Here is a 26,887-nt window from a genome sequence, read left to right as displayed (position 1 = left end):
ACGACTTTGTAAGCGTGGGTCGGGTGTTTCGTCTTGGACTCATTGAAAATGTCTGCTCTTGAGTTTGAATATTGATGATTCAAGTAGGTATCAAGCTAATGGCCTGTCGTAGAGCCGGAGGCTGACAGGCCCTGGGTTCCAGGATGTTCGTGGAAAACCAGCAGACAGGTGCACTACATATGTATGGCGTGTGAAAGAAACCGTCGAAGACGTTCTTCAAGGTCAGGTAGGTTCGGGAGACGCCTCAGCCAATGAGAGGAACCAGCTCAATTGCGAGAGCCTTATGCCGAAGACCGCGCTCAGCGCTAACGCCCGCGCAAACATCACTGAGTTGTCCAAAGTGAAGCTTTCTATCAGCTCCACGCACTTTTCCCGCAACAGGCGAAGTGTGTCATCACCCAGGGGCGGCGTCTGATTGAGCCCCTCGCGGGCCAGATCCTGATAGATCTTGAGGGCGTGGTCACACAGGTCTGTTTTTTTCAGGTTCGCCGCCTCAATGACTCGGGACTTATCGGTGTCAAGGATCCATTTACGGGTTCTGAGGTTGTAGCTCAGTGTGCCGGGAGACCCATCTTTGACAGCAACGTGAAGAACCTTCAGTTCTTCGGATGTCAGGCTCGACAGTTCGCTGGGCAATGGGATGTTGGGGTCGGTGAGCGGGGCAAAATACCGGCCATCAAGCGCTTCTACATAAACCCGCTCAAACAGGCTGTCGACAGCATGAACAACGCCTTGTGCAGTGATGACTCGTATCGGGTCGACAAGGTCTTCAGCTTCATAGACGGGAAGATGGATGGTCGTTCCACCTATTTGCAGCAGGTTGGAGGACAGTTTTATCTCGACTTGGCCCAGGCGCGTGGCATCCAACTCCCATAGGGAAGCACGGGGTAACCGAGGATTGGCGCCGGCCAATGCACCTGGCGTGGACAGGCGTAGCGTCATGTTCGGGCTCAGGTGAACAAGGTAGGTGGCGCCTTCGCCAATCAGGACTTCGATACCCGTTTGTTCCGTGGGCGATGTCAGCAGGGCGCAGGTTGCCCAGCTGCGCATGTAATAAGGTTTTTTGTCCAAGGGTTGTAGATAGGCGTATTTCTTTTTGGTAGGCGTCAATGGCAATGGAACGTCTGTTTTCCATTCCACCGGATCTTTACCTATGAATGTTTCGTCCAGCAACAGGCCATAGTCGGGCGAGGGTTGGACCACGCGGTACGACGAGCCGTCGTTCAGGGTGAGGATAAAAGTATGATGCGAACCGAGGGCGGAAAATGCACGCCGACCGGTTTTTGCGTTTTGCGCGCTATAGCGCTCATCGGAACTTGCCAGATTTTTCAGTACGACTTGGCGAACACCAAAGTGCAAGGTCAGGCCGCATTCGCCATATTTGATGCTGTCCCCTTCATCTTTCTGAGTGACATGAGCCTTGTAGTAGGCCTCGATACGGGTCAGCTCGGCGTTGGCGTAGTCCAGATGAAGGGTGGTGGAAAATTCGCTTTTGTGTTTGACCTTGAGTGCGGTCAGTTCATTGAGATGTGAAACATAGTAGCTGGTGTCTTTGTCATGGCTGATCGGCTGCTCGCTTCGATCAGGCAGGATAGCCGGGTTGCGGGGTGTGCCTGGCTGCACCACAACTGTTTCAATGTCGAGCGGGCTGCTGGATTCGATCGTATCGGGCAGGTCGGGCACCAAATGGTAGCCATCCTGGGTGATGAACGTCAGTCTGTTGTTTTGTAAGGCTCTTGGAAAAGCAGAGTCTTCATAGACTTCCCTGATGGTGACTTTGCGCAACTCCCGGTCGCTTGCATCAAAGCATGAAGTAATGACCAGATGACCGTCTTCAATTCGCCAGCTTTCAATCAGGTCAGCTCTCCAGTCCAGCGCGATGACGCTATTGTCCACACCATTTTCGGTGATGGAAACGTGGCCGGGTTTATGAGCGATGGCATAGATATCTTCACCCGGTCCGCCGTCTGCGTTGCGGTTATTTCCATTGAGAATGAAAATTCGGTCATCTCCCGCGCCGGCGTCGATTGAATCGTTGCCGCGGGACCTGATGATGTTTGGGCCGGCTGTCCCCTTGATGATGTTGGCACCGCCCTCGGGAATTTCTACGTTTTCAATGCTTTCAAGGTCCGCATGGCGATGAGGCTTGCTCTGCGTGTCATGACTTTTTTGAGTGATGATGGACACTTGCCCGGCGTCCAGGTCGACCTGGTAACCCAGACGCGGCTCCTGATGACTGCTGCTACGGCCCGACAACACCACGGTGTCGTTGCCCAAGCCACCCACCAGGTTATTTGCTGACGTTTCACTGAGGGTTTCCGTGGAGCCTTCAAAGATAAACACGTCGTCTTTTGTGCCCCCGGTCAGTTTTTTAACGCCCGCCCCGTAGTGAAAGACGTTTGGCTTGTTTTCGACGCCTTCAACGATGTCGTTGCCGCCGCCGATGTACCAATGGATAGCTTTATGTTCGGCCGACGTTTCAATGACTGCGCCGGGCGTCTGAGCCGTAACGCCTTTACGCGCATCGATCCGGTCGTCGTTGTCTTTGATCTTCGGACGGACTGTCGTCGCCCGGTACCTGGCACCGGTCCACCAGTTCCAAGTGTTGTAGGGCACCGGTTCAAGCTCCACGGTGAATGTACCGTTTACGATTGCCTCAGTGCTGTCTTTCAGTGGGCCTTTGAGCAAGTGCGAGGCATTGGCCTGCAGCAGCTTTGTATGTTCGGCGGTAGCCTTGGCGATGGTGTAGCGATCCTGGATATCTTTATCAGGGCCCATTGCCCAGAAGGCCAACCAACCAGTGCGCAGACGCTCGTGTACGGTGAGTTCTATGTAGTCGTCGATGTCATCGACTTGACGAACCGCGCCCCAGATTTGTGAGCCAACCACCAGGATAAGTCCGGCGGCAAGGCCCGCAGGACCGGCTGAACCAAATCCCGCCAGCGCCGCTATGCCAATGGTTAAGGTCATCGCGGCGCTGGTGACGCTCAAGGCTGCGCTGACATAGTGATCGGTGGCTTCTTTGCCAGTGGCGTGGGCAGCCGCCTTGAAAGAATCAACCGCGGCGATGATATCGAAAGGAAGTGTCAGGACGCTGGCAATCAGCCCACTTCCACGGGCGAGGCGCGTGGCAAAGGTCGTTTTGGCAAAGTCCTCAAGGGAACGTTGGCCGGCCCTGATCATCTGAGAGGCTTGTCTGGTCACCGCAGCTTCGACACCGATTGAAGCGACTTCGGCGGCCACGCTGGTCCCATTGAAAATGGTCTGGTAGGAGTCCTTGTTACGGATGGCGTCTTGCAGGCCGCGCAGACCGCTATAGATTCCGAAGGCCTGAAGTCCAAGCCCTGTAGGGATGAGGATATTGCTCTTGGTTGTATTTGCCCAACTGAATGCTCTATGACTAAGCCCTTGTATATCGAGTCTTTGGGCCGATTTCAGGAGTTTTTCCAGTGTTCTCCGATGGCTGGCAGGTTCGGCCTGTGTTTCAGGCGTTTGCCTCAATAATGGGGGCGCGGCGGGTGAGCGCTGGCTCGCCATTTCAAACAGCAACGTGGGCAGCCGATAGTCGTTGGCGTCGGCGGTCAGTTTGAGCCGTGTTTCAATATTGTTTGCGTTGAACTGTAACGAGTTCACGAAAAAACGATTGAGGCTGCGGAAAAAAGTATTGTCGCCGTTCAGCGGCTGTCCATCGGTGGTTGCGCCTAACGCATCCAGGGCTGAACGGGTGACAGTCACGGAACCGATGTGCAGCGGGCCGTAAAGTTTATCGACGATTTCGAGTTGGGCTTGTCTATGTTTGTGCTCCGAACTCAGCTGCGTCCCATCGGCAGTCTTGAAATCGAGTGTTTCGATGGTGTGCTTATTTGTAGGCACGCCTAAGTCGGTAATGACTACGGCATAGTCGTCGGGCACCGGGCCGTGCTGGAAAATCTGGGCCATTGTGAACGTCCTTGTTCAACGATGATTGAGCGGCCCTATATGTAAGATGCTTCCTGGCGGGGTGTATATCGATGGGTTGTTTCTACGTTTTGCGAAAGCCTCGAGTAAAAGATGAGGCTGTTTCGCAAAATCAGGGACTCAGTGAGTGGACATCAACGAGGCCGCGCCCGCACCGCCAAAGAGTCCTGCACTGATGCGGTTGAACCAGCTCTGGCCTTTACCCGTTCGCAGATACCGCGCCGCGCCGTGGGCGCCGAGGCCGTAAGCCAGCTTGCAGAGCAGGTCAAGAACGGTCCAGGTGGCGATCATGATCAGCAGTTGCGGCAGGAACGGTTGTTCGGCGCTCAAGAACTGCGGCAGGAAAGCAGCGAAGAACAGAATGTCCTTGGGGTTGCTGGCACCCAGCACGAATGCCCGGCCGAACAGGGCGCGAAAGCGCGGGATGGCGGCGGCCTGGGGCACTTCGGCACCCTGGGACGGCTGGCGCGATTGCTGCCAGCTCTGCCAGGCCAGGTAAAACAGATACAACGCGCCGACCATCTTTAGGGCGCTGAACAGTTGCTCTGACGCCAACAACAATGCACCGAGCCCCAGCGCCGATGCGCTCAGCAGGCAAATCGAGGCGATCACGCCACCCAGGAACGCCGGATACGAACGGCGCAGGCCATAGTTCAGGCTGTTGCCGATCATCAGCAGCGACAGTGGGCCGGGGATGAGGATCACCACCAGAGCGGCGCCGCTGAACAACAGCCAGGTTTCCAGATTCATTGCTTTGCTCCTGATGCAAGAACGCCTCACCCGACGGGGTGAGGCTGATGAATAATCCCGTGCCTACAAGAAGATGAACTTGGCGATGAAGATCGCGCAGAGCACCCACAGACTGACAGAAATTTCCTTGTGTTTACCCGTGCCGGCCTTAAGCACCACATAGGTGATGAAGCCCAGCGCAATACCGTCGGCGACCGAAAAGGTCAGGGGCATCATGATGGCCGTGACGATGGCCGGGATGCTGTCGGTCGCTTCGTCCCATTCGATGTGGGCCATGCCCCCCATCATCAGCATGGCGACATAGATCAAGGCACCCGCGGTAGCGTAGGCGGGGATCATCCCGGCCAGGGGTGCGAAGAACATCGCGGCAATAAATAGCACACCGACCGTCACGGCGGTAAGCCCTGTGCGGCCACCCGCCGCGACACCGGCGGCGCTTTCCACGTAGCTGGTTACCGGCGGCACGCCGACCATGGCGCCGAACACGCTAGAGGCGCTGTCGGCTTTCAAGGCCTTGGACAGGTTCTCGATCTTGCCATCAGGTTTGACCAGCCCGGCACGCTGGGCAACGCCCATCAGGGTGCCGGCGGTGTCGAACATGTGCACGAACAGGAAGGCCAGCACTACGCTGATCATGCTGACGTTGAATACGCCGACCACATCCATCGCCATCCAGGTGGGCGCCAGGCTCGGAGGCGTCGACATGACCCCGTTGTATTGCACCAGTCCCAGGCCCCAACCGGCCAGGGTCACGGCGATGATGCTGATCAGGATCGCGCCGAACACGCGGTGATAGCTGAGCACGGCGATCATCAGGAAACACACCGCAGCCAGTAACGGGCCGGGCTCGTGCAGGGAGCCGAGCTTGATCAGGGTAGCGGGGCTGTCCACGACGATGCCGGCGGTCTTCAGGCCGATTAGTCCGAGGAACAACCCGACTCCCGCACCCATGGCATAACGCAGGCTCACCGGAATGCTGTTGAGCAGCCACTCACGCACCCGCGACAGGGTCAGGAACATGAATAGCACCCCGGAAACAAACACCGCGCCCAATGCGGTTTCCCAGTTGTAGCCCATGGTGCCGACCACGGTGTAGGTGAAAAACGCGTTCAGGCCCATGCCCGGTGCCAGGCCCACTGGCCAGTTGGCGTACAGGCCCATCAACAGGCAACCCAGGGCGGCGGCGATGCAGGTCGCGACGAATGCGGCGCCGTGATCAATGCCGGCGTCGGCCATGATGTTGGGGTTGACGAAAATGATGTAGGCCATGGTGATGAAGGTCGTCAGACCGGCAATCAGCTCGGTCTTCACCGTGGTGCCATGCAAGCTGAGTTTGAAGATGCGCTCCAGCCAGCCAGTGCGTAGTGGCGGCGAGAGGTCCAGCGTCCGGGCTTCGGGTTTGCGGCTTTCCACAGCGAGTACTCCTCAAGAGTTTTATTGTTATTTCCAGCACGCCCGCCCCCTGAGGGTGGCGGCGTTGCTTTGAGGCAGGTAAGGCAGGCGAGGTTTTTTGACCTTATGGTCAAGAACTCGCACGAAGCGAATTATGCTTTTGTATACAAATAAAGCAAATAATGTTTTCTGTGTTGTCGACGAAATGTCTGGCGATAGGGATATATCGCCCATGCGGGCGCTATCGCGAGCAAGCTCGCTCCCACAGGGGAACGCCGTCAAACACAAATTATGTGCTCACCACACTCCCACTGTGGGAGCGAGCTTGCTCGCGATAGCGCCAGTCCAGGCAAAGCCAATCTGAGCCTAGGCCTTGCCCAGTGCCAGATTCACCGCCAACCACCCATCCACCGCCTCCTCCCCAGCCTCGGCAAACACCCGCTCCAGCAATTTCACCTGCTCGCGACGCAACGCCTGTTCGAAGCGCTCGCCCTCGGCCGTCAGTTCCAGCAGCCGCTTACGCTTGTCCGTCTCGGACGCGACGCTGTTCACCAGGTGCATTTCCATCAACTGCCGCAACGGCATGTTCAACGCCTGTTTGCTCACGCCAAGCAGCGTCAGCAATTCCTTCACGCTCAGGGATGGGTAGCGGGCGATAAAAAAAACGATGCGCTGATGCACCCGGCTCAGCCCGCGACGCTCAAGCATTTCATCGGCCTTGGCGGTAAACGCCTGGTAACCGAAGAAGAACGCTTCCATAGCCAATTGCTGGGAGGCCGGGTTTTTAAGGTCAAGCATATTGACGTATCCAGAGAGGTCGGAGTAATTTCGGTCAACTAGTTTGACTCATTTTTTCAGTGACCCGCTACAGGTGACCCCCTATGGCTTTTTCCGAACGTGTTTCGCGCCTCAAAAGTTCTTTGATTCGAGAAATCCTCGCCGCCGCGCAGCGTCCTGAAGTGATGTCGTTCGCCGGTGGCCTGCCGGCCGAAGCCATGCTGCCGAAAGTCGAATGGGCGGCCATGCCGGTGTCCATGGGCCAATACGGCATGAGCGAAGGTGAACCGGCCTTGCGCGAAGCCCTGGCGGCACAGGCGCGGTCATTGGGCCTGGCGTGTGAAGCCAGTCAGGTGCTGGTGGTCAGCGGCTCCCAGCAAACCCTCGACCTGGCGGCCAAGCTGCACATCGATGTCGGCACTCAAGTCATGCTGGAAGCGCCGACCTACCTGGCCGCGTTGCAGATTTTCCAGCTGTTTGGCGCCGACTGCATCACGGTGCCCCTGGAGGCCGATGGGCCTGATCTGAAACAGTTGCGAGCCCGGTTGGAACAGCATCGCCCCGCGTTCATCTACCTGATTCCCACCTTCCAGAACCCTTCGGCGGTGCGCTACAGCGAGACCAAGCGCGATGCCGTGGCGGCGCTGCTGGATGAGTTTGGCGTGACCCTGGTGGAAGACGAGCCCTACCGTGAGCTGACCTTCGACGGCGGCAGCGCCACGCCGATTGTCAGTCGCTTGAAGAAAGCCAGCTGGATCTACACCGGCACTGTGTCGAAAACCCTATTGCCCGGGCTACGTGTGGGTTACCTGATCGCCAGCCAGGATCTGTTCCCACACCTGCTGCGGCTCAAGCAGTCGGCGGACCTGCACACCAATCGCATCGGTCAGTGGCAGGCATTGCAATGGATCGACACCGAGCAGTACCAAAGCCATTTGAGCGAGTTGAGGGATTTTTACCGGGATCGTCGCGACCGGTTCCAGGCGGCGCTGCAAACACATTTTTCCGATATCGCGCATTGGAACGTGCCTCAGGGCGGGCTGTTTTTCTGGCTGACCCTCAAGCAACCGCTGGACACCCGCACCTTGCTCGACGCCGCGCTGGCTGCCGACGTCGCGTTCATGCCGGGAGAGCCGTTCTTTCCCGAGCCGGACAAGCATCCGGGGCACCTGCGGTTGAACTTCAGCCACATCGACCCGGCGCGGCTGGATGAGGGGCTTAAGCGGTTGGCGGGGGTGGTGCGGGAGGCTTTGGCGGTAAAAGCAGCCTGACTTATGTGGTGACTGGACTGGCCCCATCGCGAGCAGGCTCGCTCCCACAGGGTTCAGAGTCGATCACAAAACCCAGTTATCCACAGTTCCATTGTGGGAGCGAGCCTGCTCGCGATAGGGCCCGCAAATACACCGTAAAACTATCAGACTGCCGCAAACCGCTTATCCAGATAATCAATGATCACCTTGGACTCATACATCCAGGTGGTTTCGCCGTTCTCTTCGATGCGCAGGCACGGTACTTTGATCTTGCCGCCTTGCTCCAGCAGCGTCTGGCGATCCTGCTCGTTGTTTTTTGCATCCCGCAAGGCCACCGGCACGTTGAGGCGGTGCAGGGTGCGGCGGGTCTTCACGCAGAACGGGCAGGCGTGGAACTGATAGAGCGTCAGGCTGCGGGCGGCCTGATTGACTTGCGCCTGGGCTTCGGCCGGACGTTGCTTCTTGCCGGGGCGGGTGATGAAGTCGATGAAAATAATCAGCTGGCCCAGGCCAACTCGCAGCGCTTTGACGATCACGGTATTAAGCCTCACGACAGGGAAGAAGAGGGCGCGCAGCTTACCTGATTTTTCACGGGCGAAAAAAAACCGGCGATCAATGCCGGTTTTTTTCATGCGGGGGGTTACTTGATCAGGCTGAGGAACTCGCTGCGGGTCGCGGCGTTTTCGCGGAACTCGCCGAGCATCACCGAGGTGATCATCGAAGAGTTCTGCTTTTCCACACCGCGCATCATCATGCACATGTGCTTGGCTTCGATCACCACCGCCACGCCCAGGGCACCGGTCACCTGCTGGACCGCGTCGGCGATCTGGCGGCTGAGGTTTTCCTGGATCTGCAGGCGACGTGCGTACATGTCGACGATGCGTGCGACTTTCGAAAGCCCCAGCACCTTGCCACTCGGAATGTAGGCCACATGGGCCTTGCCGATGAAGGGCAGCAAATGGTGCTCGCACAGCGAGTACAACTCGATGTCCTTGACCAGCACCATTTCGCTGTTGTCGGAGCTGAACAAGGCACCGTTGGTGACTTCTTCGAGGGTCTGTTCGTAACCGCGGCAGAGGTACTGCATGGCCTTGGCAGCGCGCTTGGGCGTGTCGAGCAGGCCCTCGCGGGAAACGTCCTCGCCCAGTTGGCCGAGAATCGCGGTGTAATTCTGTTCCAGAGACATGAAACTACCTGTGGGATTTTACGCAAAGGGCAAGGGTACGGTGGCGGACACGGCGCTGCAAGCTCGGCAATCGGGTGCTACTCGTCGCGGCCTTCCATCATGGTGCGCTTGAGCATCACGTACACCGCCCCGGCGCCACCGTGTTTCGCCTGGCAGGAGGTGAAGCCCAGCACTTGCGGGTGCTGGCGCAGCCAGGTGTTGACGTGGCTCTTGATCATCGGCCGCTTGCCGTCCAGCCGCACGGCCTTGCCGTGGGTGACGCGCACGCAGCGGATTTCGAATTTGGTGGCTTCGGCCAAGAAGGCCCAGAGGGTTTCCCGGGCCTTTTCCACGGTCATGCCGTGCAGGTCGAGGCTGCCTTCGAAGGGGATCTGGCCGACCTTCAGCTTGCGCATCTGGCTTTCCTGAACGCCGTCGCGAGCCCACATCAGCTCGTCTTCAGGACCTACGTCGATCACGAACTGGTCGGACAAGCCATCCACGGTGGTGGCGTCGGTGCGCACCGTGGCGGCCTGGCGCAGCTTGGCGATTTGTGCGCGATCCGCCTTGGGTTTGCCGGTTTCGGCACGGTCGTGCTTGATCGGTTTAACACCCTGGATTGCACTTTTGAACAGGGAAAAGTCGTCGTCTTGCATGTCAGCCTCCGCGAAGGCCGGCCAGTTTACCCAACTCCTGCGGGATCCGGCGCGACAAAACGTCGGGCGGCGGGTCAGTCGTGCTTTTTCATCAAGTGAGGAGCCATGGCCAGCTCCAGGGATTGGCGGGCCCGACGGCGGCAAAGACGCCACAGCCACACGCCCAACAGCAGTACCAGCAAGCCGATCACCAGAATGATCGTTGAGCCGAGCGGGGTTGCGTTCAACTCGCCCAGGGCGGGCGGGCGACCCAGCAGGCTGGCGGCGCCCGCCATCGACAGCAGTACACCGAGCGTTGCCAGGAGCGCCGCGAGCGCGGCACCGAAACGCAAGCGCCAGTTGCTCGGGCCTTTGGGCCGCAAGCGACGTGCGTCAAAACCATCGGATAACTTCATTCCGACCTTCCTCAATGGGTATCGGCCCTTCGACCGGAAGATGTTCGGGTTGTTCCTGACACTACGGCAATTGCGGCAAATGAGAGGCTTTTGCGGATAAGCGGCGCAACGGGCCGCTTATCGAAGGGGTGTCAGATGAAATCGCGGGTCAGGGCCAGGGTGGCGAAGTTGTCCGCCATGATCGCCATTTCGGTCTGGTGCACGTGTTCGGCGCTCAGGACACCGCCCTTGTACGGCAGATCGCGAGTGGCGCAGGCGTCTTCGACCAAGGTGCAACGAAAGCCCAGGTTCTTGGCGGCACGCACGGTGGTGCTGACGCTGGAATGGCTCATGAAACCACAAACGATCAGGTCCAGGGGGCCGAGGTCCTCCAGGCGCTTTTTCAGTTCGGTGCCGTGAAACGCGCTGGGCAGCAGTTTTTCCACCACGGTTTCGTCGCCCTGGGGTTCCAGGCCGTTAATGAACTCCCCGCGTTCGCCCTGTGGGTCGAACAGCCCGCCATGGGTGCCCAGGTGACGCACATGCACGATCGGCCGGCCGGCAGCACGGGCCGCGCCGAGCAATTGCTTGATGTTCGCGACCGCCGCATCCATGCTACTCAACGCCAGGGGGCCGGCGAGGTATTCTTTCTGGGCATCGATGATGATCAGCGTCGCTTGACTCAGATTGGCCGCCGCGTAACCGCGACCGCTGAGTTGAAACATCGTTTTTGGAACGGACATTCTGGGGCTCCTTCGAGTGGGGCTTTTGCGACATTCTCCTCTGGCTGAGCGGTTCTGTGAATCGCTTCCATCGCAAGGGCCGTCGTTGCTGGCCTACAGCCTTGTCAAGATGTCTGTCTTGTTCAATAGTCAGCGCGAAAAACGGATAAATCCTACATCTGCCCCGTCCTTTTTCGTGCGTGTTTTAGGTGTGTTTGAGGCGTGCTTTGGTGAGGGGAGTGTTTGGCTGGTAGACTCGCCAGTCGTTTTTTCTGGAGTTTGCCGCCGTGATCACTTCCCGTCTCCGTACCCTGCGCGACCATATACGTTGGGCCGTCAGTCGTTTCCATGGAGAGGATCTGTTTTTCGGCCATGGCACCGACAATGCGTGGGATGAAGCCCGGCAACTGGTGTTGGGCGCGTTGCATCTGCCGTGGGAGATTGCCGATAGCTACCTGGACTGCCGTCTCGAAGATGAAGAGCTGGTCCATGTGCAACGCCTGCTGCGCCGACGCATCGCCGAACGCATCCCGGCGGCCTACCTGCTGGGTGAAGCCTGGTTCTGCGGAATGTCTTTCATCGTCGACGAGCGCGTGCTCATTCCACGCTCGCCCATTGGTGAACTGATCGAAAACCGTTTTGCGCCCTGGCTGGGTCAGGAGCCGGCACGGATTCTCGACCTCTGCACCGGTTCCGGCTGCATCGGCATCGCGTGCGCTTTCGAATTCCCCGAGGCGGAGGTGGTGCTGGCTGACCTGTCGTTCGAAGCGTTGGAAGTGGCCAACCAGAACATCGAGCGTCACGGCGTCGACGAGCGCGTGTTCACTGTCCAGGGGGATGGTTTCGAGGGCTTGCCGGGCCAGCGTTTCGACCTGATCGTGTCGAACCCGCCCTATGTCGATGCCGAAGATTTCGCCGACATGCCCCAGGAGTATCAGCACGAGCCGGAGCTGGGCCTGGCCTGTGGCGATGATGGCTTGAACCTGGTACGTCGGATGCTGGCCGAGGCCGCCGACCATCTGACCGAGAAGGGTTTGTTGATTGTCGAGGTGGGCAACAGCCAGGTCCACGTCGAGGCGTTGTATCCGGAAGTCGATTTTGCCTGGCTGGACTTCGAACGCGGCGGGCATGGTGTGTTCATGCTCAGCGCCGAACAGTGCCGTCAGCATCAGGCGTTGTTTGCTTCGCGGGTTTGACGACAATTGATCTGACGGGCGCGCCCGGGTCTGTCACCGAGGATGCAAACCTGTGGGAGCGAGCCTGCTCGCGATGAGGGGGTGTCAGTCAGTTTGAAGACTGCTGACACGGCGCCATCGCGAGCAGGCTCGCTCCCACAGGGGTTAGTCGGTGTTCAGTCTTAGCTACGCGTCGCAATCCAGATCAACAACCCGGCCTGGAACATGGCAAATGCCACCAGGCAGGTGATGGTGAAACGCAGGCCGTTGTCTTCGCGTTTGAACTTGGCGACCTTTTCTTCCTGCTGCTTGAGTTTGACTTCCTGCTCCGCCAGGTTCTGCTCGGCTTGCTGGAGCATCTGCGCGGCTTCGAGAATTTCCACGAACTGCAGTTTTTCGGTGTTCCAGTCCCCCAGCAGATTGCCAACCTGGGCTGGCTTGACGCTGCCTTTGAGGTGCTGGGCGTCGGCGTAGACCACTTCGAAACCATGGGCTTTCAGGAAGTGGTCGCGGCGCAGGCGGGTGTCTTCGTTCAGCGCGTCCTTGTTATTCAGGTCGCTGCCATCGACCCGGTAGCTCGACCAGCGCTTCTTGGCCCAGGTAATGCCCTGTGCGGCGAGGAAGCGGCCAATGCCACGGTTCAGCGGCTCGACCTGCAAGCTGTCCGGGGAAAAATACAGGCGTTTATCGACGTGGTCGGCCCAGACGTCCAGGTGATTCTGTTCCTTGCGCACCCGCTGGCCCGGCAACTGGATGCTCATGCGCAGCAAACTGCGCTCCTTGCTGTGGCGCTCGGCATAGCTGAATTCGACAAACCGCAGCGGCCGCGCACCCGTGGCACGGTCGGTCTTGAGCGGTGCCAGCCGGAGCATTTTATGGTGCTCGGCCTGCACATCCGCCCAAGGCAGCTCCGCCACTGGAGCGGCGGGCGTTTCGGCGGGGGTGTCGGGTGAAGTTTGAGTGTCAGTCATAACGGCAAAATCCTGTCCAGGCCGGCCCGTCGGCAGCCATGGCGCTGTCCGACACCGGTCTATCGGCCGTTTTTGCCAGGACTGGAGGGGAAAAACCGCTTATCGAGCGGGTAATGAGCTAATAAAACCCAGAATGTGCGTACCCAGTTCGGCCGCCAGGGGCAGGTTTGGATTTTTGTAGGAGGCCAATTGCCGCTCCATGTCGTTGGGGACGATGCGCATGACATGGTTCATGCCCTTGATCAGCGCCAGCTCGGCGTCGGGTTTGGCGGCTTGCAACTGCCTGGCGTCATCGACGCTGACTTGAATGTCATGGCTGCCCTGGATAATCAACGCTGGCATCTTCAGCGCCGCGAAAGCCTGGGCCGGCGTCTGGCGGAACAGCGAGATCAGGTAGGGCTGCACGCTAGGGCGAAAGATGACCTGCAGTTGCGGCGGCACGTTCGGGTCGAGCCGACCGGCCTTGAGGCTGTCCAGCAGCTCATTGGCGCGCACCATCAGGGGGGGAGGGAGGCGGCTGCTCAGTTGTTGACGCAGCACCTGGTCGATCGGCCGGGCACTGCCGCACAGCGAGATGACCGCAGCTGCATTGGCCTGGGGCGCTGCGAGACTGGCGATCAGTGCGCCTTCGCTATGACCCAACAGGATCAATGGACCCATTCGCGGATCGGCAGCCAGTTTGCGGCTCCAGGCCACGGCGTCGGCCACGTAGGCTTCGACGCTCAGGTTGCGTTCGTCCGGGGTCGCCGCAAGGCTGGCGGCCACCCCGCGTTTGTCATAGCGCACGCTGGCAATGTTGTGCTTGGCCAGCACCCAGGCCAGGCGCTTGAGGCTATCGTTGCGCCCGCCGTCGGGGTTGTTTCCGTCACGGTCGGTAGGACCCGACCCGGAAATGATCAGGACAACCGGCACTGGTGCGTCGGATTTGGGTAACAGCAGCGAGCCGAAAAGCTCGCCGTTGCCGGTGTCGAGGCTGATCGGTCGTTGCAGGACGGTGGCCTGGGCCAGGCTGGAAAGCAGGCCGGTCAACAGGGCAAGGCTCAAGGCAAGCAGTTTTAACATCATCACGCCATTAGTTACGAAGGTGCCGGTTGGACTGACAGGCATCGATAAGGTTCGAGGATGAACTCGTCGGGGAGCCTGCGTATACTGGCGCCCACTACGAATCCAAGGTTGAGTCTCTCAGCGTTTTTCACGGAGCACCCTGCATGTCCGGCAATACCTACGGCAAGCTGTTCACCGTTACCACCGCGGGCGAAAGCCATGGCCCGGCGTTGGTCGCCATTGTCGACGGCTGTCCGCCGGGCCTGGAGATTACCCTGGACGATCTGCAGCGTGACCTGGACCGGCGCAAGCCGGGCACCAGCCGCCACACCACCCAGCGCCAGGAAGCCGATGAAGTCGAAATCCTCTCCGGCGTGTTCGAAGGACGCACCACCGGCTGCGCCATTGGCCTGCTGATCCGCAACACCGACCAGAAGTCCAAGGACTACTCGGCCATCAAGGATCTGTTCCGCCCGGCCCACGCCGACTACACCTACCACCATAAATACGGCGAGCGCGACTACCGTGGCGGCGGCCGCAGTTCGGCCCGGGAAACCGCCATGCGCGTGGCGGCCGGCGCGATTGCCAAGAAGTACCTGGCCAGCCAGGGCATCGTGATTCGTGGCTATATGAGCCAGTTGGGTCCCATCGAAATCCCGTTCAAGACCTGGGATTCGGTGGAACAGAATGCCTTCTTCTGCCCCGACCCGGACAAGGTGCCGGCCCTTGAGGCCTACATGGACCAATTGCGTCGCGACCAGGATTCGGTCGGTGCGAAGATCACCGTGGTGGCCGAAGGTGTGATGCCGGGCCTGGGCGAGCCGATCTTCGACCGTCTCGACGCCGAACTGGCCCACGCGCTGATGAGCATCAACGCGGTGAAGGGTGTGGAAATCGGCGCCGGTTTCGCTTGTGTCGCCCAGCGTGGCACCGAGCACCGCGACGAACTGACCCCGCAAGGTTTCCTCAGCAACAATGCTGGCGGCATCCTCGGTGGCATTTCCTCGGGCCAGCCGATCGTGGCGCACCTGGCATTGAAGCCAACCTCCAGCATCACCACGCCGGGGCGCTCCATCGACATCCATGGCAACCCGGTGGACGTCATCACCAAGGGCCGTCATGACCCGTGCGTCGGCATCCGCGCCACGCCAATCGCCGAGGCGATGATGGCGATTGTGCTGATGGACCACCTGCTGCGTCATCGCGGCCAGAACGCCGATGTGCGAGTCAGCACCCCGGTGCTGGGCCAGCTTTGATGGCTGACCTGCCGACCGCCGTGGCCTGACGACCATGGCGGCTCTGCCGTACTGGCGGCTCTCCAGTTTCTATCTGTTCTATTTCGCGCTACTCGGTTCGACGGCGCCGTTTTTGGCGTTGTATTTCGATCACCTGGGGTTCAACGCGGCGCGCATCGGCGAGCTGGTGGCGATCCCCATGCTGATGCGCTGCGTGGCACCGAATATCTGGGGCTGGCTGGGGGATTACACCGGTCAGCGCCTGGCGATCGTGCGTTTTGGCGCCATTTGCACGCTGCTGACGTTCTCGCTGATCTTCATCGATCAGAGCTACGCCTGGCTGGCGCTGGTCATGGCGCTGCACGCGTTCTTCTGGCACGCGGTGTTGCCGCAGTTCGAAGTCATTACCCTGGCCCACTTGAGCGGGCAAACTTCGCGCTACAGCCAGATCCGCCTGTGGGGCTCCATCGGCTTCATCATTACCGTGGTTGCGCTTGGCCGGCTGTTCGAATGGCTGAGCCTGGACATTTACCCGGTGGCGCTGGTGCTGATCATGGGCGGCATCGTGCTCGCCAGCTTCTGGGTCCCCAATGCCCAGCCGACACAGGGGCCGCGAGTCGCGGGGGTAGGTTTTCTGCGGCAATTGCGCAACCCTGGGGTGCTGGCGTTCTATGGGTGCGTGGGGCTGATGCAGGTCAGCCACGGGCCGTATTACACCTTTCTGACGCTGCACCTGGAAGGCCTGGGCTACAGCCGCGGGTTGATCGGTATGCTCTGGGCCATTGGCGTGGTCGCGGAAGTCTTGATCTTCCTGCTGATGAGCCGGATCCTGGCGCGGTTTTCCGTGCGTCGGGTGCTGCTGGTGAGTTTCCTGCTGGCGGCGTTGCGTTGGCTGCTGCTGGGCTCACTGGCCGAATTTTTCTGGGTCCTGTTGTTTGCCCAGGTGCTGCACGCGGCGACCTTCGGCAGTTTTCACGCCGCTGCCATCCATTTCGTGCAACGTAGCTTCGGCCCACGCCAGCAAGGCCAGGGCCAGGCGTTGTACGCCGCCCTGGCCGGCATGGGCGGGGCGTTGGGCGCGTTGTATTCCGGCTACAGCTGGAACGCCCTGGGTGCCAGTTGGACTTTCAGCATCGCCAGCCTCGCAGCCTTCGCTGCAGCCGTTATCATTGCCACACGTATGCAAGAGGACAGGCCATGAGCCTTACCCGTGAACAGCTCGCCCGGGAAATCATCGACGCCGGGCGTTTTTTGTATGGCCGCGGCTGGTCCCCGGCCACCAGCAGCAATTATTCGACCCGGCTTGCCCCTGACCAGGCCTTGCTCACCGTGTCCGGCAAGCACAAGGGGCAACTGGGCCTGGATGATGTGCTCGCCACCGACCTGGACGGCAACAGCCTGGAGCGCGGCAAGACACCCTCCGCCGAAACCCTGCTGCACACCCAGCTGTATCGCTGGCGCCCGGAGATCGGCGCGGTGCTGCACACCCATTCGGTGAATGCCACGGTGTTGTCGCGCCTGACCCACCAGGCTTTCATCGACTTTGAAGACTACGAACTGCAAAAAGCCTTCAGCGGTGTGTCGACCCACGAATCCTGTGTCCGCGTGCCGATTTTCGACAACGACCAGGACATCGCGCGCCTGGCCGGCCAGGTGCAGCCGTGGCTCGAGGCTCACCCCGATTGCGTCGGCTACCTGATTCGCGGGCATGGCCTGTATACCTGGGGGCCGAGCATGAACGATGCCCTGCGCCAGATCGAAGCGTTCGAGTTCCTGTTTGAGTGTGAGCTCAAGACCCGCGCACTCCTGAACCGTTAATTTGCTGGAGCCCTAACCATGAGCAGCCTGTCCGTCTATCACGTCTCAAGCCCCGACATTCCGAACAAGGTGCTGACCCATTTCGAAGACATCGCCGCGACCCTGGCCGATAAAGGTGTTCGCTTCGACCGCTGGGAAGCGGCAACGAAAATCCAGCCAGGCGCCGGCCAGGACGAAGTGATTGCCGCCTACAAGACCCAGATCGACCGGTTGATGACCGAGCGCGGCTACGTCACGGTCGACGTCATCAGCCTCAACAGCGATCACCCGCAAAAAGCCGAACTGCGGGCCAAATTCCTCGATGAACATCGCCATGCTGAAGACGAAGTACGATTTTTCGTCGCCGGTCGTGGCCTGTTTACCCTGCACATCGACGATTACGTCTACGCCGTACTGTGCGAAAAGAATGACCTGATCTCGGTGCCTGCGGGCACGCCGCACTGGTTCGACATGGGCGAGCATCCACATTTCGTTGCCATTCGCCTGTTCAACAACCCGGAAGGTTGGGTCGCGAAGTTCACTGGCGACGACATCGCCAGCCGTTTCCCGCGCCTGGAGGACTGAGCCTGTGTCGATCAAAGCCATTCTCACGGACATCGAGGGCACCACCAGTGCGGTGAGTTTCGTGTTCGATGTGTTGTTTCCCTATGCCGCCAGGCATCTTCCGGATTTCGTTCGTCAGCATGCCAACCGCGCCGACGTCGCCGAGCAATTGGCAGCGGTGCGGCAGGACAATGGTGAGCCGGGGGCTGACACCGAGCGCGTCATCGCGATCCTGCTGGAGTGGATCGCCGAAGACCGCAAGGCCACGCCGCTCAAGGCGTTGCAGGGCATGGTCTGGGAGCAGGGGTATCAGGCGGGGCAGTTGAAAGGGCACGTTTACCCGGACGCGGTGCAGTCACTGCAGCGCTGGCATCAGCAAGGTTTACGGCTGTTCGTTTATTCCTCGGGCTCGATCCAGGCACAGAAGCTGATTTTCGGTTGTTCCGAGGCTGGCGATCTGTCGCCGTTGTTCAGTGGTTATTTCGACACCACATCGGGACCCAAGCGGGAAGTCCAGTCCTACCAGCGCATCAGCGCGGCGGTGGGCGTAGCCCCGGAGGAGATTCTGTTTCTGTCGGACATCGTCCAGGAACTGGATGCGGCCCGTGATGCCGGCATGGCTACGTGCGGAGTGGCGCGCGAGGGCGGTGAGCTGCAAGGGCATGTCACGGTGGACAGTTTTGCCCGGATCGATCCTGCGCGTTTTTGATAGAGGAGTGTGGGAGCGAGCAAGCTCGCTCCCACAACACGATCAGGCGCTGTGATAGGTCGGCAGCGCAAAACGATGCTGGCTTTGCAGCATGGCGATCTGCGGCAACTCGCTGGCCTGTTCCGCCAGGTCGCGACGGATTGCGCTGATTGCCCAGGACAGTTGGTCCCCGGCGTGCAACTGGGCGTAGGAAATTGTGCGTTTAAACAGTTTGCCTTCGCTGTTGCGCAAGGTCAGCAGGATACCGCCATCCGGGCGGGCCTGAGTGGTCACTTCGTAGTTGGAGAAGAGGGACGCAAACTTTTCTTGAATCATGTTCATATTTGACTGCTCCATGGTGGTGGCAAACCGTGGAGAGGTAGTTGCAGTGTCTGTGCCAGCGTTGGGCTTGATTAAAAAACGTTATAAAACAATCAGTTAACAATTCCTCCTATTTTTGCTTTCGTGCAACTTGCATGAATGGCCATCGTGCATCCTGCATTTTGCGTGGTCGGCTGATCTTTTGTTGAACCAAATGGATTTCTGGCGCTCATGCTCCGCCTGTCCGGAACGGTGGATACAAAACATTGCAAAAACCGCATGTACAGCGCCGGAATCGCTGGCGTAATTTCGAGCGCAATTGAGCTCCAGCCCGACAACAAGAACCCAGACCCACGAGGTCGAACGGGAGTGACCATGAGTCGTACATCCAGCGACGCCATTACCTGGGGCAAGATGCTGCGCAAGCTACCCACTATTGCCAGAGCCATTCCCCGTATCGTCAAAGGCATGAAGCTCGCCAACGTCCAGGACCCGACCCAGCCTTGCGGCCTGGGCTGGTGTTTCGAACAGGCCACCCAGCGCAATCCCCAAGGGCCGGCGTTGTTGTGTGGCGACACGGTATTGAGTTACGCGCAGGCCAACGAACAGGCCAATCGCATCGCTCATTACCTGTTGGCACAGGGCATCGGCAAGGGCGACTGCGTGGCGATTTTCATCGAGAATCGGCCAGAGATGCTGGTGACGGTGCTGGCGGTGGCGAAGGTCGGTGCGGTCAGCGCCATGGTCAACACCTCGCAGACCGGGGACGCGCTGGTGCACAGCCTGGCGTTGGTCACGCCTGTCGCGGTGGTGGTCGGGGCAGAACGGGTCGCGGCCTTCAACGACGTGCGAGCCCGCACCTCACTGTCCGGCCACCGAACCTGGTGGGTCGCCGACCAGGACAGCGCCGTCGTTCCTTCCGGTTTTGTCGATCTGATAAGTAGCAGCGCCAGCCATCCAGGTGACAACCCGGCCAGCAGTCAGCAGGTTTTTTTCAACGACCCATGTTTTTATCTCTACACCTCGGGCACTACCGGGCTGCCCAAGGCCGGGGTGTTTCGCCACGGGCGCTGGATGCGCACTTCCACCAGTTTCGGCCTGATCGCCCTGGACATGCAGCCCGCGGATGTCTTGTATTGCACGCTGCCGCTGTACCACGCCACGGGCCTGTGCGTGTGCTGGGGAGCGGCGATCTGCGGCGCCTCGGGGTTTGCGATACGGCGCAAGTTCAGCGCCAGCCAGTTCTGGAGTGACGTTCGCCGTTACCGGGCCACCACCCTGGGCTATGTCGGTGAATTGTGTCGCTACCTGGTCGACCAGCCCGCCAGTGCCGAGGACCGGCGGCACGAGGTCCGGAAGATGATCGGCAACGGCTTGCGCCCCGGGGCATGGTCGGCCTTCAAGACGCGTTTTGGTGTCGACCATATCTGCGAGCTGTACGCGGCCAGCGACGGCAATATCGGCTTCACCAATGTGCTGAATTTCGACAACACCGTCGGATTTTCCCTGATGGGCTGGGAACTGGTGCAGTACGACCATGACAGCGGGGCGCCGTTGCGCAACCTGCAAGGCCGGATGCAGAAAGTACCCAAGGGAGAACCGGGCCTGCTGATGGCGCGCATTGACGACAAGGCGCCGCTGGACGGTTACACCGATCCGGCCAAGACCGAAAAAACCATCTTCAAGGATGTCTTCGTTCCTGGTGACCGTTACTTCAATACCGGTGACCTGCTGCGCAACATCGGCTTCGGCCATGGGCAGTTCGTTGATCGCCTCGGTGATACCTATCGCTGGAAGGGCGAGAACGTCTCCACCACGGAAGTTGAAAACGTATTGCTACAGCACGCGCAAATCGCCGAGGCGGTGGCTTATGGCGTCGAAATCAATGGCACCAATGGCCGCGCCGGCATGGCGGCGATTACTCCGTCCGAATCCCTGGCTACCCTGGATTTTGCTGAGCTGTTGCAATTTTTGCAGTGCAAGTTGCCGGCCTATGCGGTGCCGTTGTTCTTGCGCATCAAGGTAAAAATGGACACCACCGGCACCTTCAAATACCAGAAAAACCGCCTCAAGAGCGAAGCCTTCGACCCGTGCGCCACGGACGATGAGCCGGTCTACGCCTGGCTGCCCGGCACCGCGACCTACGTGCGGGTCGACCGGCAACTGGCGGCGCAGATTCAGCAGGGACAGTACCGTTATTGATTCTGACTATGCACGGTGCAGAGAAAAAAGGGATGACAGGCCTGGAGTCCCTCGGGAAACTAGCCGCTTTGCGAAGACTTAAGTGGAGTTTCCCATGTCCGATACAAGCCGCCAGATGACCCCGGAAGAGGCTGCGGAGTTTGCCGAACAGGTGTTCAATGTCGCACGCCAGGGTGACGCCGCCATGATGGCCGCCTTGCTGAGCAAAGGTTTGCCCCCCAACCTGCGCAATCACAAGGGTGACACCTTGCTGATGCTGGCCGCTTACCACGGGCATGTGGAGACGGTGAAGGTATTGCTGGAAAACAAGGCTGATCCGGAAATCCGCAATGACAATGGCCAGAGCCCGATTGCCGGTGCGGCGTTCAAGGGCGACCTGGCCGTGGTCACCGCGCTGGTAGACGGCGGGGCGCAGGTGGAAGGCTCGTCCTTCGATGGTCGCACCGCGTTGATGATGGCGGCGATGTTCAATCGTGTGGAGATCGTCGATTACCTGATCAGCAAAGGCGCCGACCCCAAGGCCAAGGATGCAAACGGCGTCTCGGCGCTGGATGCAGCCAGGACCATGGGCGCGGTGGATACCACGGCGCAGTTGGAGAAGTTGTTGGGTTGATCCCTATCTTTTAGGGCTGCTTTGCAGCCCAGCGGGGATAAATCCCCTCGCCACAAAAGCTCCCAGGCCACAGCTTTCTGACTCAATCAATGTGATGCGCTATCCTGCGCGCCCTCAAAACCCAATCGCCACAGGATTTTCCCCATGAAAGCCGCACTCGTCGAACTCATCAGCAAAATAAGCTCCGGCTGCCTGGGCGATGCGGACGTTGCGAAAATCGCTGACGAAGCGGCCCAGGCCTACGCCGACCCGGCGGCTTTTCTGGCGGCCAACCCGGACATCAACTACGACGACAGCTTTCCGATTCCACTGGGCGAGTGGGTGGTGGTGGGGAGTCTGCCGGACACCGTGTTGTTTCAGGCCGACACTTATGTAGAGCTGTTCGAACAGATCGTTGCCTCGTTCGGGCCCGGTGTGGCCTTCAACCTCAAGCCCAAGCAACTGGCGAAAACCGAAGCCCTGACGGCGCTCAATCGCATCCAGATCCAGATGAGCAGTCTGAACAAGGAAAACGGCGGTTATGTGCTGATGAATTTCAGCCAGTTGCTCGACGATGAACTGCAAATGGTTCTGGTGTATGGCAACGACGTGCCACGCGTGCTGGAGCTGTGCGCCGAAGTCGGCATCGCCGCCGCGCCGGCCCTGGAAGCGTTGAAGGTTGCGATCCACGTCTGACGCAATAAAACGGAACCCTCGCCGGGCCCCCGCTATCCTAAGTGGGCATATCACCATCTGGGAGCGACACCATGGGTTCCACCTTCAACGGCCTGATTGGCCTGATCATCCTGGCGCTCGATATCTGGGCGATCATCAATGTGCTCAAGAGTGGCGCGGGAACGGGGGCAAAAGTCCTGTGGGTGCTGTTGATCCTTCTGTTGCCGGTGCTGGGCCTGATCATCTGGGCGATTGCCGGGCCGCGGGGCAACGTGCGGATCTGACCGCTTTTTGATGTTGCCCGGCAGGCCTCGGCCGCCGGGCATTACGACCCTGTCGCGACGGTGTCAGGCTGTCGCCAGTGCGTGTTTTTTCGAGGTCTTCAGGAAACTCAGCAAGGCCAGCAGCGGGAAGCCGCTGCCGATGATCACCACCCATAACCAGCCGCCGTGCTCGTACACCGCGCTGGCAATCGATGAACCAAACGCGCCGCCGACGAAGATGCTGGTCATGTACAGCGCATTGAGACGACTGCGGCTTTTGGCATCGAGGGCATAGATGGTGCGCTGGCCCAGGACCATGTTCATCTGCACACAGAAATCCAGCACCACGCCCGTAACCGCCAGGCCAATAACGCTGTAGAGCGGATGGATGAACGCTGGCAGAAAACTCAGGCTGGCCAACAGCATTGCCAGCAACGAAGCGATGCGGGTATGACCGGCATCCGCCAGGCGACCGGCAATGGGCGCGGCGATGGCGCCAATGGCACCGACCAGGGCGAACAGGGCGATTTCAGTTTGCGACAGACCATGATTGCGCGACAGTTCCAGCGGCACGGCGGTCCAGAACAGACTGAAGGTGGCGAACATGCAGGCCTGGTAAAAGGCTCGTTGGCGCAACAATGGCTGCTGGCGCAACAGGGTGCCGAGCGAGCCCAGCAGCTGGCCATAAGAGGCGCTGTGGTCGGGTTGGCGCTTGGGCACGGTCAATGCGAGGACGATGCTGATCGCCGCCATCAAGGCGGCGGCGATCATGAACATCGCCCGCCAGCCGAAGTGATCGGCCACCACGCTTGAGATCGGCCGCGCCAGCAGGATCCCCAGCAGCAGGCCGCCCATGATCCCGCCCACGACCCGCCCTCTGGACTCTTCCGGGGCCAAGTGCGCGGCCAGCGGGATCAGGACTTGCACCGACACCGAACTGAACCCCACCAGCAGCGAGACCAGCAGGAACACGTTCGGCTGGTCGGTGAACGCTGCCGCCAACAGACTGGCAATCGCCACAACGGTGGTGAGGATCATCAGGCGACGGTTTTCCAGCAGGTCCCCCAGTGGCACCAGGAAAAACAGGCCCAGGGCATAACCGATCTGAGTCAGCGAGACGATCAGGCTGGCCATGGTGCTGCTCAGGCCGACGTCGGGTGCGATCAGTTCGATGATGGGCTGGGCGTAGTAGATGTTGGCGACAATGGCGCCGCAGCAGAAGGCGAAGAGCAGGACCATGCCGCGAGTCAGGCTTGTACCGGCGGGCACGGAGGAGGGATGGGCACTCATGGCAATCTCATCATTAGCTTGAAAGGATGGCGTGAGGCTAAAGAGTTAGCGGGCTCTGGAACAGGCTTTGTGGCTGATATCGGACATGCTTGCTATTGATGATGAAACAGGCCTGATCGTTCCCACGCAGAGCCTGGGAACGATCAAATGTGGATAGGACGTTATTGCCCGCTGTAGATCTGGTCGAAAACCCCACCGTCATTGAAGTGAGTCTTCTGCACCGTGCGCCAGTCGCCGAAGGTTTTTTCCACGGACAGGAAGTCCACTTTCGGGAAACGGTCGGTGTATTTGGCCAGTACCGCAGGGTCCCGCGGACGCAGGTAGTTGGCGGCGGCGATTTCCTGGCCTTCGGGCGACCACAGGTACTTGAGGTAGGCCTCGGCGGCCTCGCGAGAACCTTTCTTCTCGACCACTTTATCGACCACGCTCACCGGTGGCTCGGCTTCGGCAGAAACGCTCGGGTAGATCACCTCGAACTGGTCGCGGCCAAATTCGCGGGCGATCATCTCGGCTTCGTTTTCAAAGGTCACCAGTACGTCGCCGATCTGGTTGGTCATGAAAGTGGTCGTCGCGGCACGGCCACCGGTATCCAGTACCGGCGCCTGCTTGAACAGTTTGCCGACGAAGGCTTTGGCCTTGTTCTCGTCACCGCCATTCTTGAGCACATACCCCCAGGCCGACAGGTAGGTGTAGCGACCGTTGCCGGAGGTCTTTGGGTTGGGCACGATCACCTGCACGCCGTCCTTGAGCAGGTCGGGCCAATCCTTCAGCGCTTTCGGGTTGCCCTTGCGCACGATGAACACGGTGGCCGAGGTGAACGGGGCACTGTTGTTCGGCAAGCGGGTGACCCAGTTTTCGGGCACCAGTTTGCCGTTATCCGCCAGGGCATTGATGTCGGTGGCCATATTCATGGTGATGACGTCAGCTGGCAGCCCGTCGATCACCGAGCGTGCCTGCTTGCTGGAACCGCCGAAAGACATCTGCACGATGATGTTTTCGTTGTGCTCGGCCTGCCAGTGTTTCTGGAAAGCCGTGTTGTAGTCCTTGTAGAAATCGCGCATCACGTCATAGGAAACGTTGAGCAGGGGCGGGGCGGCGTGGGCCAGGCTGCCAAAGGTCAGGCCAGCGGCGAGAAGGGAGGCACCAAAGAAGTTCTTCACTGCGAATTCCTTTTTATTTGAAAGGGGTTCCGGGCAATTAGCCGGCACACTAGCGGCAAGCCAATAGGCCATCAAGCATTAAAAAGTGCTTTGCTTATTCCAATTTCTTAAACAGCGCATTGCCGCAACGGGAGCAGAAAGCAGCTCCATGATCGTGGTTGTTTTTGCTGCAGACCGGACAATCATGCTTGAGCTGGTCACCGCGCATGGCCGTGGCCAGTTCAGCGGTGAAAATGCCCGTCGGCACGGCGATGATCGAGTAACCGGTGATCATCACCAGGGACGAAACCACCTGGCCCAATGCCGTCTTGGGCACGATGTCGCCAAAGCCCACGGTGGTCAGCGTGACGATGGCCCAATAGATGCCCTTGGGAATGCTGGTGAAACCGTTCTCGGGACCTTCGATGACGTACATCAAGGTGCCGAACACGGTCACCAGGGTCGAGACGCTGACCAGGAACACGATGATTTTCTGCTTGCTGCCCCGCAGCGCCGCCAGTAGGTAGTTGGCTTGCTTGAGGTAAGGGCTGAGCTTGAGCACGCGGAATATCCGCAGCATGCGAATGATCCGAACGATCAGCAGATACTGGGCGTCGCTGTAGTACAGCGCCAGGATCCCGGGCACGATCGCCAGCAAGTCCACCAGGCCGTAGAAGCTGAACGCATAGCGCAGGGGCTTGGGCGAGCAGTACAGGCGCAGGCCATATTCGACGATGAAGATGAAGGTGAACCCCCATTCGATGGCGGCCAGCAGGGAGGCGTAGTTCTGGTGCACGCTGTCGATGCTGTCGAGCATCACGATCACCAGGCTGGCGAGGATGATCAACAGCAGTGTGCTGTCGAAGCGCCGGCCGGCCACGGTGTCGGTCTGGAAAATGATCACGTAGAGGCGTTCACGCCAGTTGCTGCTATCCATAACCTTCGCCTGAACCAATAGTCAGCGAAGCCTAGGGTGATTGCCCCGCAAAGCGCAAGGCGCAGTGTCCCGACTGGCCTGTTGCCACACTCGGTGGGTGGCATGAACCAGCCAGCAGGCCAGGATGAAGGGCGCGGTCAGCGGCGCCAGACCGAGGGCAAGAAAGCCCGGTGTGAGTATGAGCGCCAGCACAATACCCGCCAGCGGCAACCATCGCTGGCGGCGTTGTTGGCTGAGGGCCAGCGCCACCAGGGCCGGGTTATAACCGCCGAGCCCCGACAGGGCTTGGGTCGTGTCGTGATGCAGCAGGGAGAACGCCAGGCCTGCGGCTGAACCCAGCATCGCCCACCCGGCGGCGCGTGGATTGGCAATCAACAATCCCACAGCGATCAGCGCACCGGCGAATGGCTGGTCAAGAAACATGACCTGACCGAGTCCGCTCCAACAAGCGGCCAGCAAATTGGCCATCGTCAGTTCAACCGAAATGGGTGATGGCTGTGCCGGGGCAAAACTCAGCAGCAACCAGCCCAGCGCCAGGAACGGCGCGGTGTAGGCGGGCAGGCACTGAGGGCCGCGGCTGCGCTTGAGCCATTGCTCGGTCAACATCGCGCTGAGGCCGCCGCTGGCAATAATCAATGGCGGCAACACGGCTGACCAGGGTAACGCGAGGCTCAATAGCAGGCCCAGCAGGATGCCGTTGTAACTGAACAGTCCGGCCTGTCGATCAACCTTGGCATAACCGCGTCGCTGGGCGGTGAGCAACCCGGCCACGCCGCCGAGTAACGCACCGCCAAACAAGGCGGGTGCGGTGAAGAGAATCGCCAGCAGGCACAGCAGACCGCACAGCGGATGACGCTGGAGGAAAATCTGGCTGAAGCCGTTGAGCAGGGCTGTGGCCCAGTCGGGGCAGTGGGTGTAGGGCATGGTGGGTATGTCTGATGGGACGGAGTT

The 26,887-nt window shown here is 59.8% G+C and carries 27 protein-coding genes; 11 read left to right on the top strand and 16 right to left on the bottom strand.

Annotation, left to right across the window (positions count from 1 at the left end; translation table 11 throughout):
• Positions 1-222: 222 nt before the first annotated feature.
• From GKKCFE_RS18305 to GKKCFE_RS18290, 4 genes are all read right to left on the bottom strand, one after another.
• Complete coding sequence (locus GKKCFE_RS18305; RefSeq protein ID WP_445576926.1) at positions 223-3,939, bottom strand: calcium-binding protein; 3,717 nt, start codon at positions 3,937-3,939, stop codon at positions 223-225.
• Positions 3,940-4,077: 138 nt separating this feature from the next.
• Positions 4,078-4,707, bottom strand: coding sequence for a LysE family translocator (locus GKKCFE_RS18300; RefSeq protein WP_047229631.1), 630 nt, complete (start codon positions 4,705-4,707; stop codon positions 4,078-4,080).
• A gap of 63 nt (positions 4,708-4,770) precedes the next feature.
• On the bottom strand, positions 4,771-6,120 hold the full coding sequence (locus GKKCFE_RS18295) for an NCS2 family permease (protein WP_076383799.1): 1,350 nt from the start codon (positions 6,118-6,120) through the stop codon (positions 4,771-4,773).
• A gap of 345 nt (positions 6,121-6,465) precedes the next feature.
• A complete protein-coding gene (locus GKKCFE_RS18290; RefSeq protein ID WP_188252401.1) occupies positions 6,466-6,897 on the bottom strand; it encodes a MarR family winged helix-turn-helix transcriptional regulator in 432 nt (143 codons plus the stop codon).
• 83 nt (positions 6,898-6,980) lie between these two features.
• Here GKKCFE_RS18290 and GKKCFE_RS18285 point away from each other — a divergent pair, with 83 nt between their 5' ends.
• Positions 6,981-8,147 carry an aminotransferase-like domain-containing protein gene (locus GKKCFE_RS18285; RefSeq protein ID WP_188252402.1) on the top strand — a complete coding sequence of 389 codons (1,167 nt, stop codon included), beginning with the start codon at positions 6,981-6,983 and terminating at the stop codon, positions 8,145-8,147.
• A gap of 143 nt (positions 8,148-8,290) precedes the next feature.
• On the opposite strand, the gene GKKCFE_RS18280 is transcribed toward GKKCFE_RS18285, so the two are convergent.
• From GKKCFE_RS18280 to GKKCFE_RS18260, 5 genes are all read right to left on the bottom strand, one after another.
• Positions 8,291-8,662, bottom strand: a complete 372-nt coding sequence (locus GKKCFE_RS18280; RefSeq protein ID WP_047229660.1) for a glutathione S-transferase N-terminal domain-containing protein — start codon at positions 8,660-8,662, stop codon at positions 8,291-8,293.
• Positions 8,663-8,766: 104 nt separating this feature from the next.
• On the bottom strand, positions 8,767-9,312 hold the full coding sequence (gene folE / locus GKKCFE_RS18275; RefSeq protein ID WP_003204506.1) for a GTP cyclohydrolase I FolE: 546 nt from the start codon (positions 9,310-9,312) through the stop codon (positions 8,767-8,769).
• Positions 9,313-9,389: 77 nt separating this feature from the next.
• Entirely contained in the window at positions 9,390-9,947 is a 558-nt protein-coding gene (locus GKKCFE_RS18270; protein WP_025214971.1) for a Smr/MutS family protein, read from the bottom strand.
• A gap of 74 nt (positions 9,948-10,021) precedes the next feature.
• Entirely contained in the window at positions 10,022-10,342 is a 321-nt protein-coding gene (locus GKKCFE_RS18265; RefSeq protein ID WP_047229627.1) for a hypothetical protein, read from the bottom strand.
• A gap of 131 nt (positions 10,343-10,473) precedes the next feature.
• Positions 10,474-11,064: a cysteine hydrolase family protein gene (locus GKKCFE_RS18260; protein WP_188252403.1), complete on the bottom strand. Its 591-nt coding sequence runs from the start codon at positions 11,062-11,064 to the stop codon at positions 10,474-10,476.
• Positions 11,065-11,330: 266 nt separating this feature from the next.
• Between GKKCFE_RS18260 and prmB the strand changes: the two genes are divergently transcribed.
• On the top strand, positions 11,331-12,239 hold the full coding sequence (prmB, locus tag GKKCFE_RS18255) for a 50S ribosomal protein L3 N(5)-glutamine methyltransferase (protein ID WP_047229625.1): 909 nt from the start codon (positions 11,331-11,333) through the stop codon (positions 12,237-12,239).
• A gap of 161 nt (positions 12,240-12,400) precedes the next feature.
• Here the strand turns inward: prmB and GKKCFE_RS18250 are convergent, their stop codons facing one another.
• Together GKKCFE_RS18250 and GKKCFE_RS18245 are read right to left on the bottom strand one after the other, a co-directional pair.
• Positions 12,401-13,189, bottom strand: a complete 789-nt coding sequence (locus tag GKKCFE_RS18250; RefSeq protein WP_047229624.1) for a hypothetical protein — start codon at positions 13,187-13,189, stop codon at positions 12,401-12,403.
• 99 nt (positions 13,190-13,288) lie between these two features.
• A complete protein-coding gene (locus GKKCFE_RS18245; RefSeq protein WP_445578055.1) occupies positions 13,289-14,254 on the bottom strand; it encodes an alpha/beta hydrolase in 966 nt (321 codons plus the stop codon).
• A 143-nt stretch (positions 14,255-14,397) separates the two neighbouring features.
• On the opposite strand from GKKCFE_RS18245, the gene aroC reads away from it, so the two are divergent.
• Genes aroC through mtnC form a run of 5 tightly spaced genes read left to right on the top strand, consistent with a single transcriptional unit; the run spans position 14,398 to position 18,538 of the window.
• The gene (aroC, locus tag GKKCFE_RS18240) at positions 14,398-15,489 is read left to right on the top strand and encodes a chorismate synthase (protein WP_139049418.1); all 1,092 of its coding nucleotides are present in this window, start codon (positions 14,398-14,400) and stop codon (positions 15,487-15,489) included.
• Between the two features lie 34 nt (positions 15,490-15,523).
• Positions 15,524-16,669, top strand: coding sequence for an MFS transporter (locus tag GKKCFE_RS18235; protein ID WP_445576925.1), 1,146 nt, complete (start codon positions 15,524-15,526; stop codon positions 16,667-16,669).
• On the top strand, positions 16,666-17,286 hold the full coding sequence (locus GKKCFE_RS18230) for a methylthioribulose 1-phosphate dehydratase (RefSeq protein WP_107321768.1): 621 nt from the start codon (positions 16,666-16,668) through the stop codon (positions 17,284-17,286). The genes GKKCFE_RS18235 and GKKCFE_RS18230 overlap by 4 nt, the downstream gene beginning before the upstream one ends.
• An 18-nt stretch (positions 17,287-17,304) precedes the next feature.
• A complete protein-coding gene (locus tag GKKCFE_RS18225) occupies positions 17,305-17,850 on the top strand; it encodes a 1,2-dihydroxy-3-keto-5-methylthiopentene dioxygenase (protein ID WP_047229620.1) in 546 nt (181 codons plus the stop codon).
• Positions 17,851-17,854: 4 nt separating this feature from the next.
• Positions 17,855-18,538 carry an acireductone synthase gene (gene mtnC, locus GKKCFE_RS18220; RefSeq protein WP_274091340.1) on the top strand — a complete coding sequence of 228 codons (684 nt, stop codon included), beginning with the start codon at positions 17,855-17,857 and terminating at the stop codon, positions 18,536-18,538.
• Positions 18,539-18,580: 42 nt separating this feature from the next.
• Here mtnC and GKKCFE_RS18215 read toward each other — a convergent pair whose 3' ends face one another.
• On the bottom strand, positions 18,581-18,859 hold the full coding sequence (locus GKKCFE_RS18215; protein WP_042732342.1) for a DUF3509 domain-containing protein: 279 nt from the start codon (positions 18,857-18,859) through the stop codon (positions 18,581-18,583).
• 354 nt (positions 18,860-19,213) lie between these two features.
• Between GKKCFE_RS18215 and GKKCFE_RS18210 the strand changes: the two genes are divergently transcribed.
• The 4 genes from GKKCFE_RS18210 to GKKCFE_RS18195 all read left to right on the top strand — a co-directional run bounded on the left by GKKCFE_RS18210 (position 19,214) and on the right by GKKCFE_RS18195 (position 22,591).
• The gene (locus GKKCFE_RS18210; RefSeq protein WP_107321770.1) at positions 19,214-21,040 is read left to right on the top strand and encodes a long-chain-acyl-CoA synthetase; all 1,827 of its coding nucleotides are present in this window, start codon (positions 19,214-19,216) and stop codon (positions 21,038-21,040) included.
• 94 nt (positions 21,041-21,134) lie between these two features.
• Positions 21,135-21,653 (top strand): ankyrin repeat domain-containing protein, encoded by a 519-nt coding sequence (locus GKKCFE_RS18205; RefSeq protein WP_047229617.1) that lies wholly within the window; start codon positions 21,135-21,137, stop codon positions 21,651-21,653.
• Between the two features lie 144 nt (positions 21,654-21,797).
• Positions 21,798-22,328: a hypothetical protein gene (locus GKKCFE_RS18200; RefSeq protein ID WP_076383801.1), complete on the top strand. Its 531-nt coding sequence runs from the start codon at positions 21,798-21,800 to the stop codon at positions 22,326-22,328.
• Positions 22,329-22,399: 71 nt separating this feature from the next.
• Positions 22,400-22,591 (top strand): PLDc N-terminal domain-containing protein, encoded by a 192-nt coding sequence (locus tag GKKCFE_RS18195; protein WP_047229615.1) that lies wholly within the window; start codon positions 22,400-22,402, stop codon positions 22,589-22,591.
• 63 nt (positions 22,592-22,654) lie between these two features.
• On the opposite strand, the gene GKKCFE_RS18190 is transcribed toward GKKCFE_RS18195, so the two are convergent.
• The 4 genes from GKKCFE_RS18190 to GKKCFE_RS18175 all read right to left on the bottom strand — a co-directional run bounded on the left by GKKCFE_RS18190 (position 22,655) and on the right by GKKCFE_RS18175 (position 26,860).
• Positions 22,655-23,860, bottom strand: coding sequence for an MFS transporter (locus tag GKKCFE_RS18190; RefSeq protein ID WP_316912063.1), 1,206 nt, complete (start codon positions 23,858-23,860; stop codon positions 22,655-22,657).
• A gap of 161 nt (positions 23,861-24,021) precedes the next feature.
• Positions 24,022-25,020: a sulfate ABC transporter substrate-binding protein gene (locus GKKCFE_RS18185; protein WP_047229613.1), complete on the bottom strand. Its 999-nt coding sequence runs from the start codon at positions 25,018-25,020 to the stop codon at positions 24,022-24,024.
• A gap of 94 nt (positions 25,021-25,114) precedes the next feature.
• Positions 25,115-25,936: an ion transporter gene (locus GKKCFE_RS18180; protein ID WP_047229612.1), complete on the bottom strand. Its 822-nt coding sequence runs from the start codon at positions 25,934-25,936 to the stop codon at positions 25,115-25,117.
• A gap of 21 nt (positions 25,937-25,957) precedes the next feature.
• Positions 25,958-26,860: an urea transporter gene (locus GKKCFE_RS18175; protein ID WP_445576924.1), complete on the bottom strand. Its 903-nt coding sequence runs from the start codon at positions 26,858-26,860 to the stop codon at positions 25,958-25,960.
• Positions 26,861-26,887 lie beyond the last annotated feature (27 nt).

The sequence above is a fragment of the Pseudomonas sp. E141 genome, from assembly GCF_052659885.1.
This window is presented reverse-complemented; position numbering and strand designations above follow the sequence as displayed.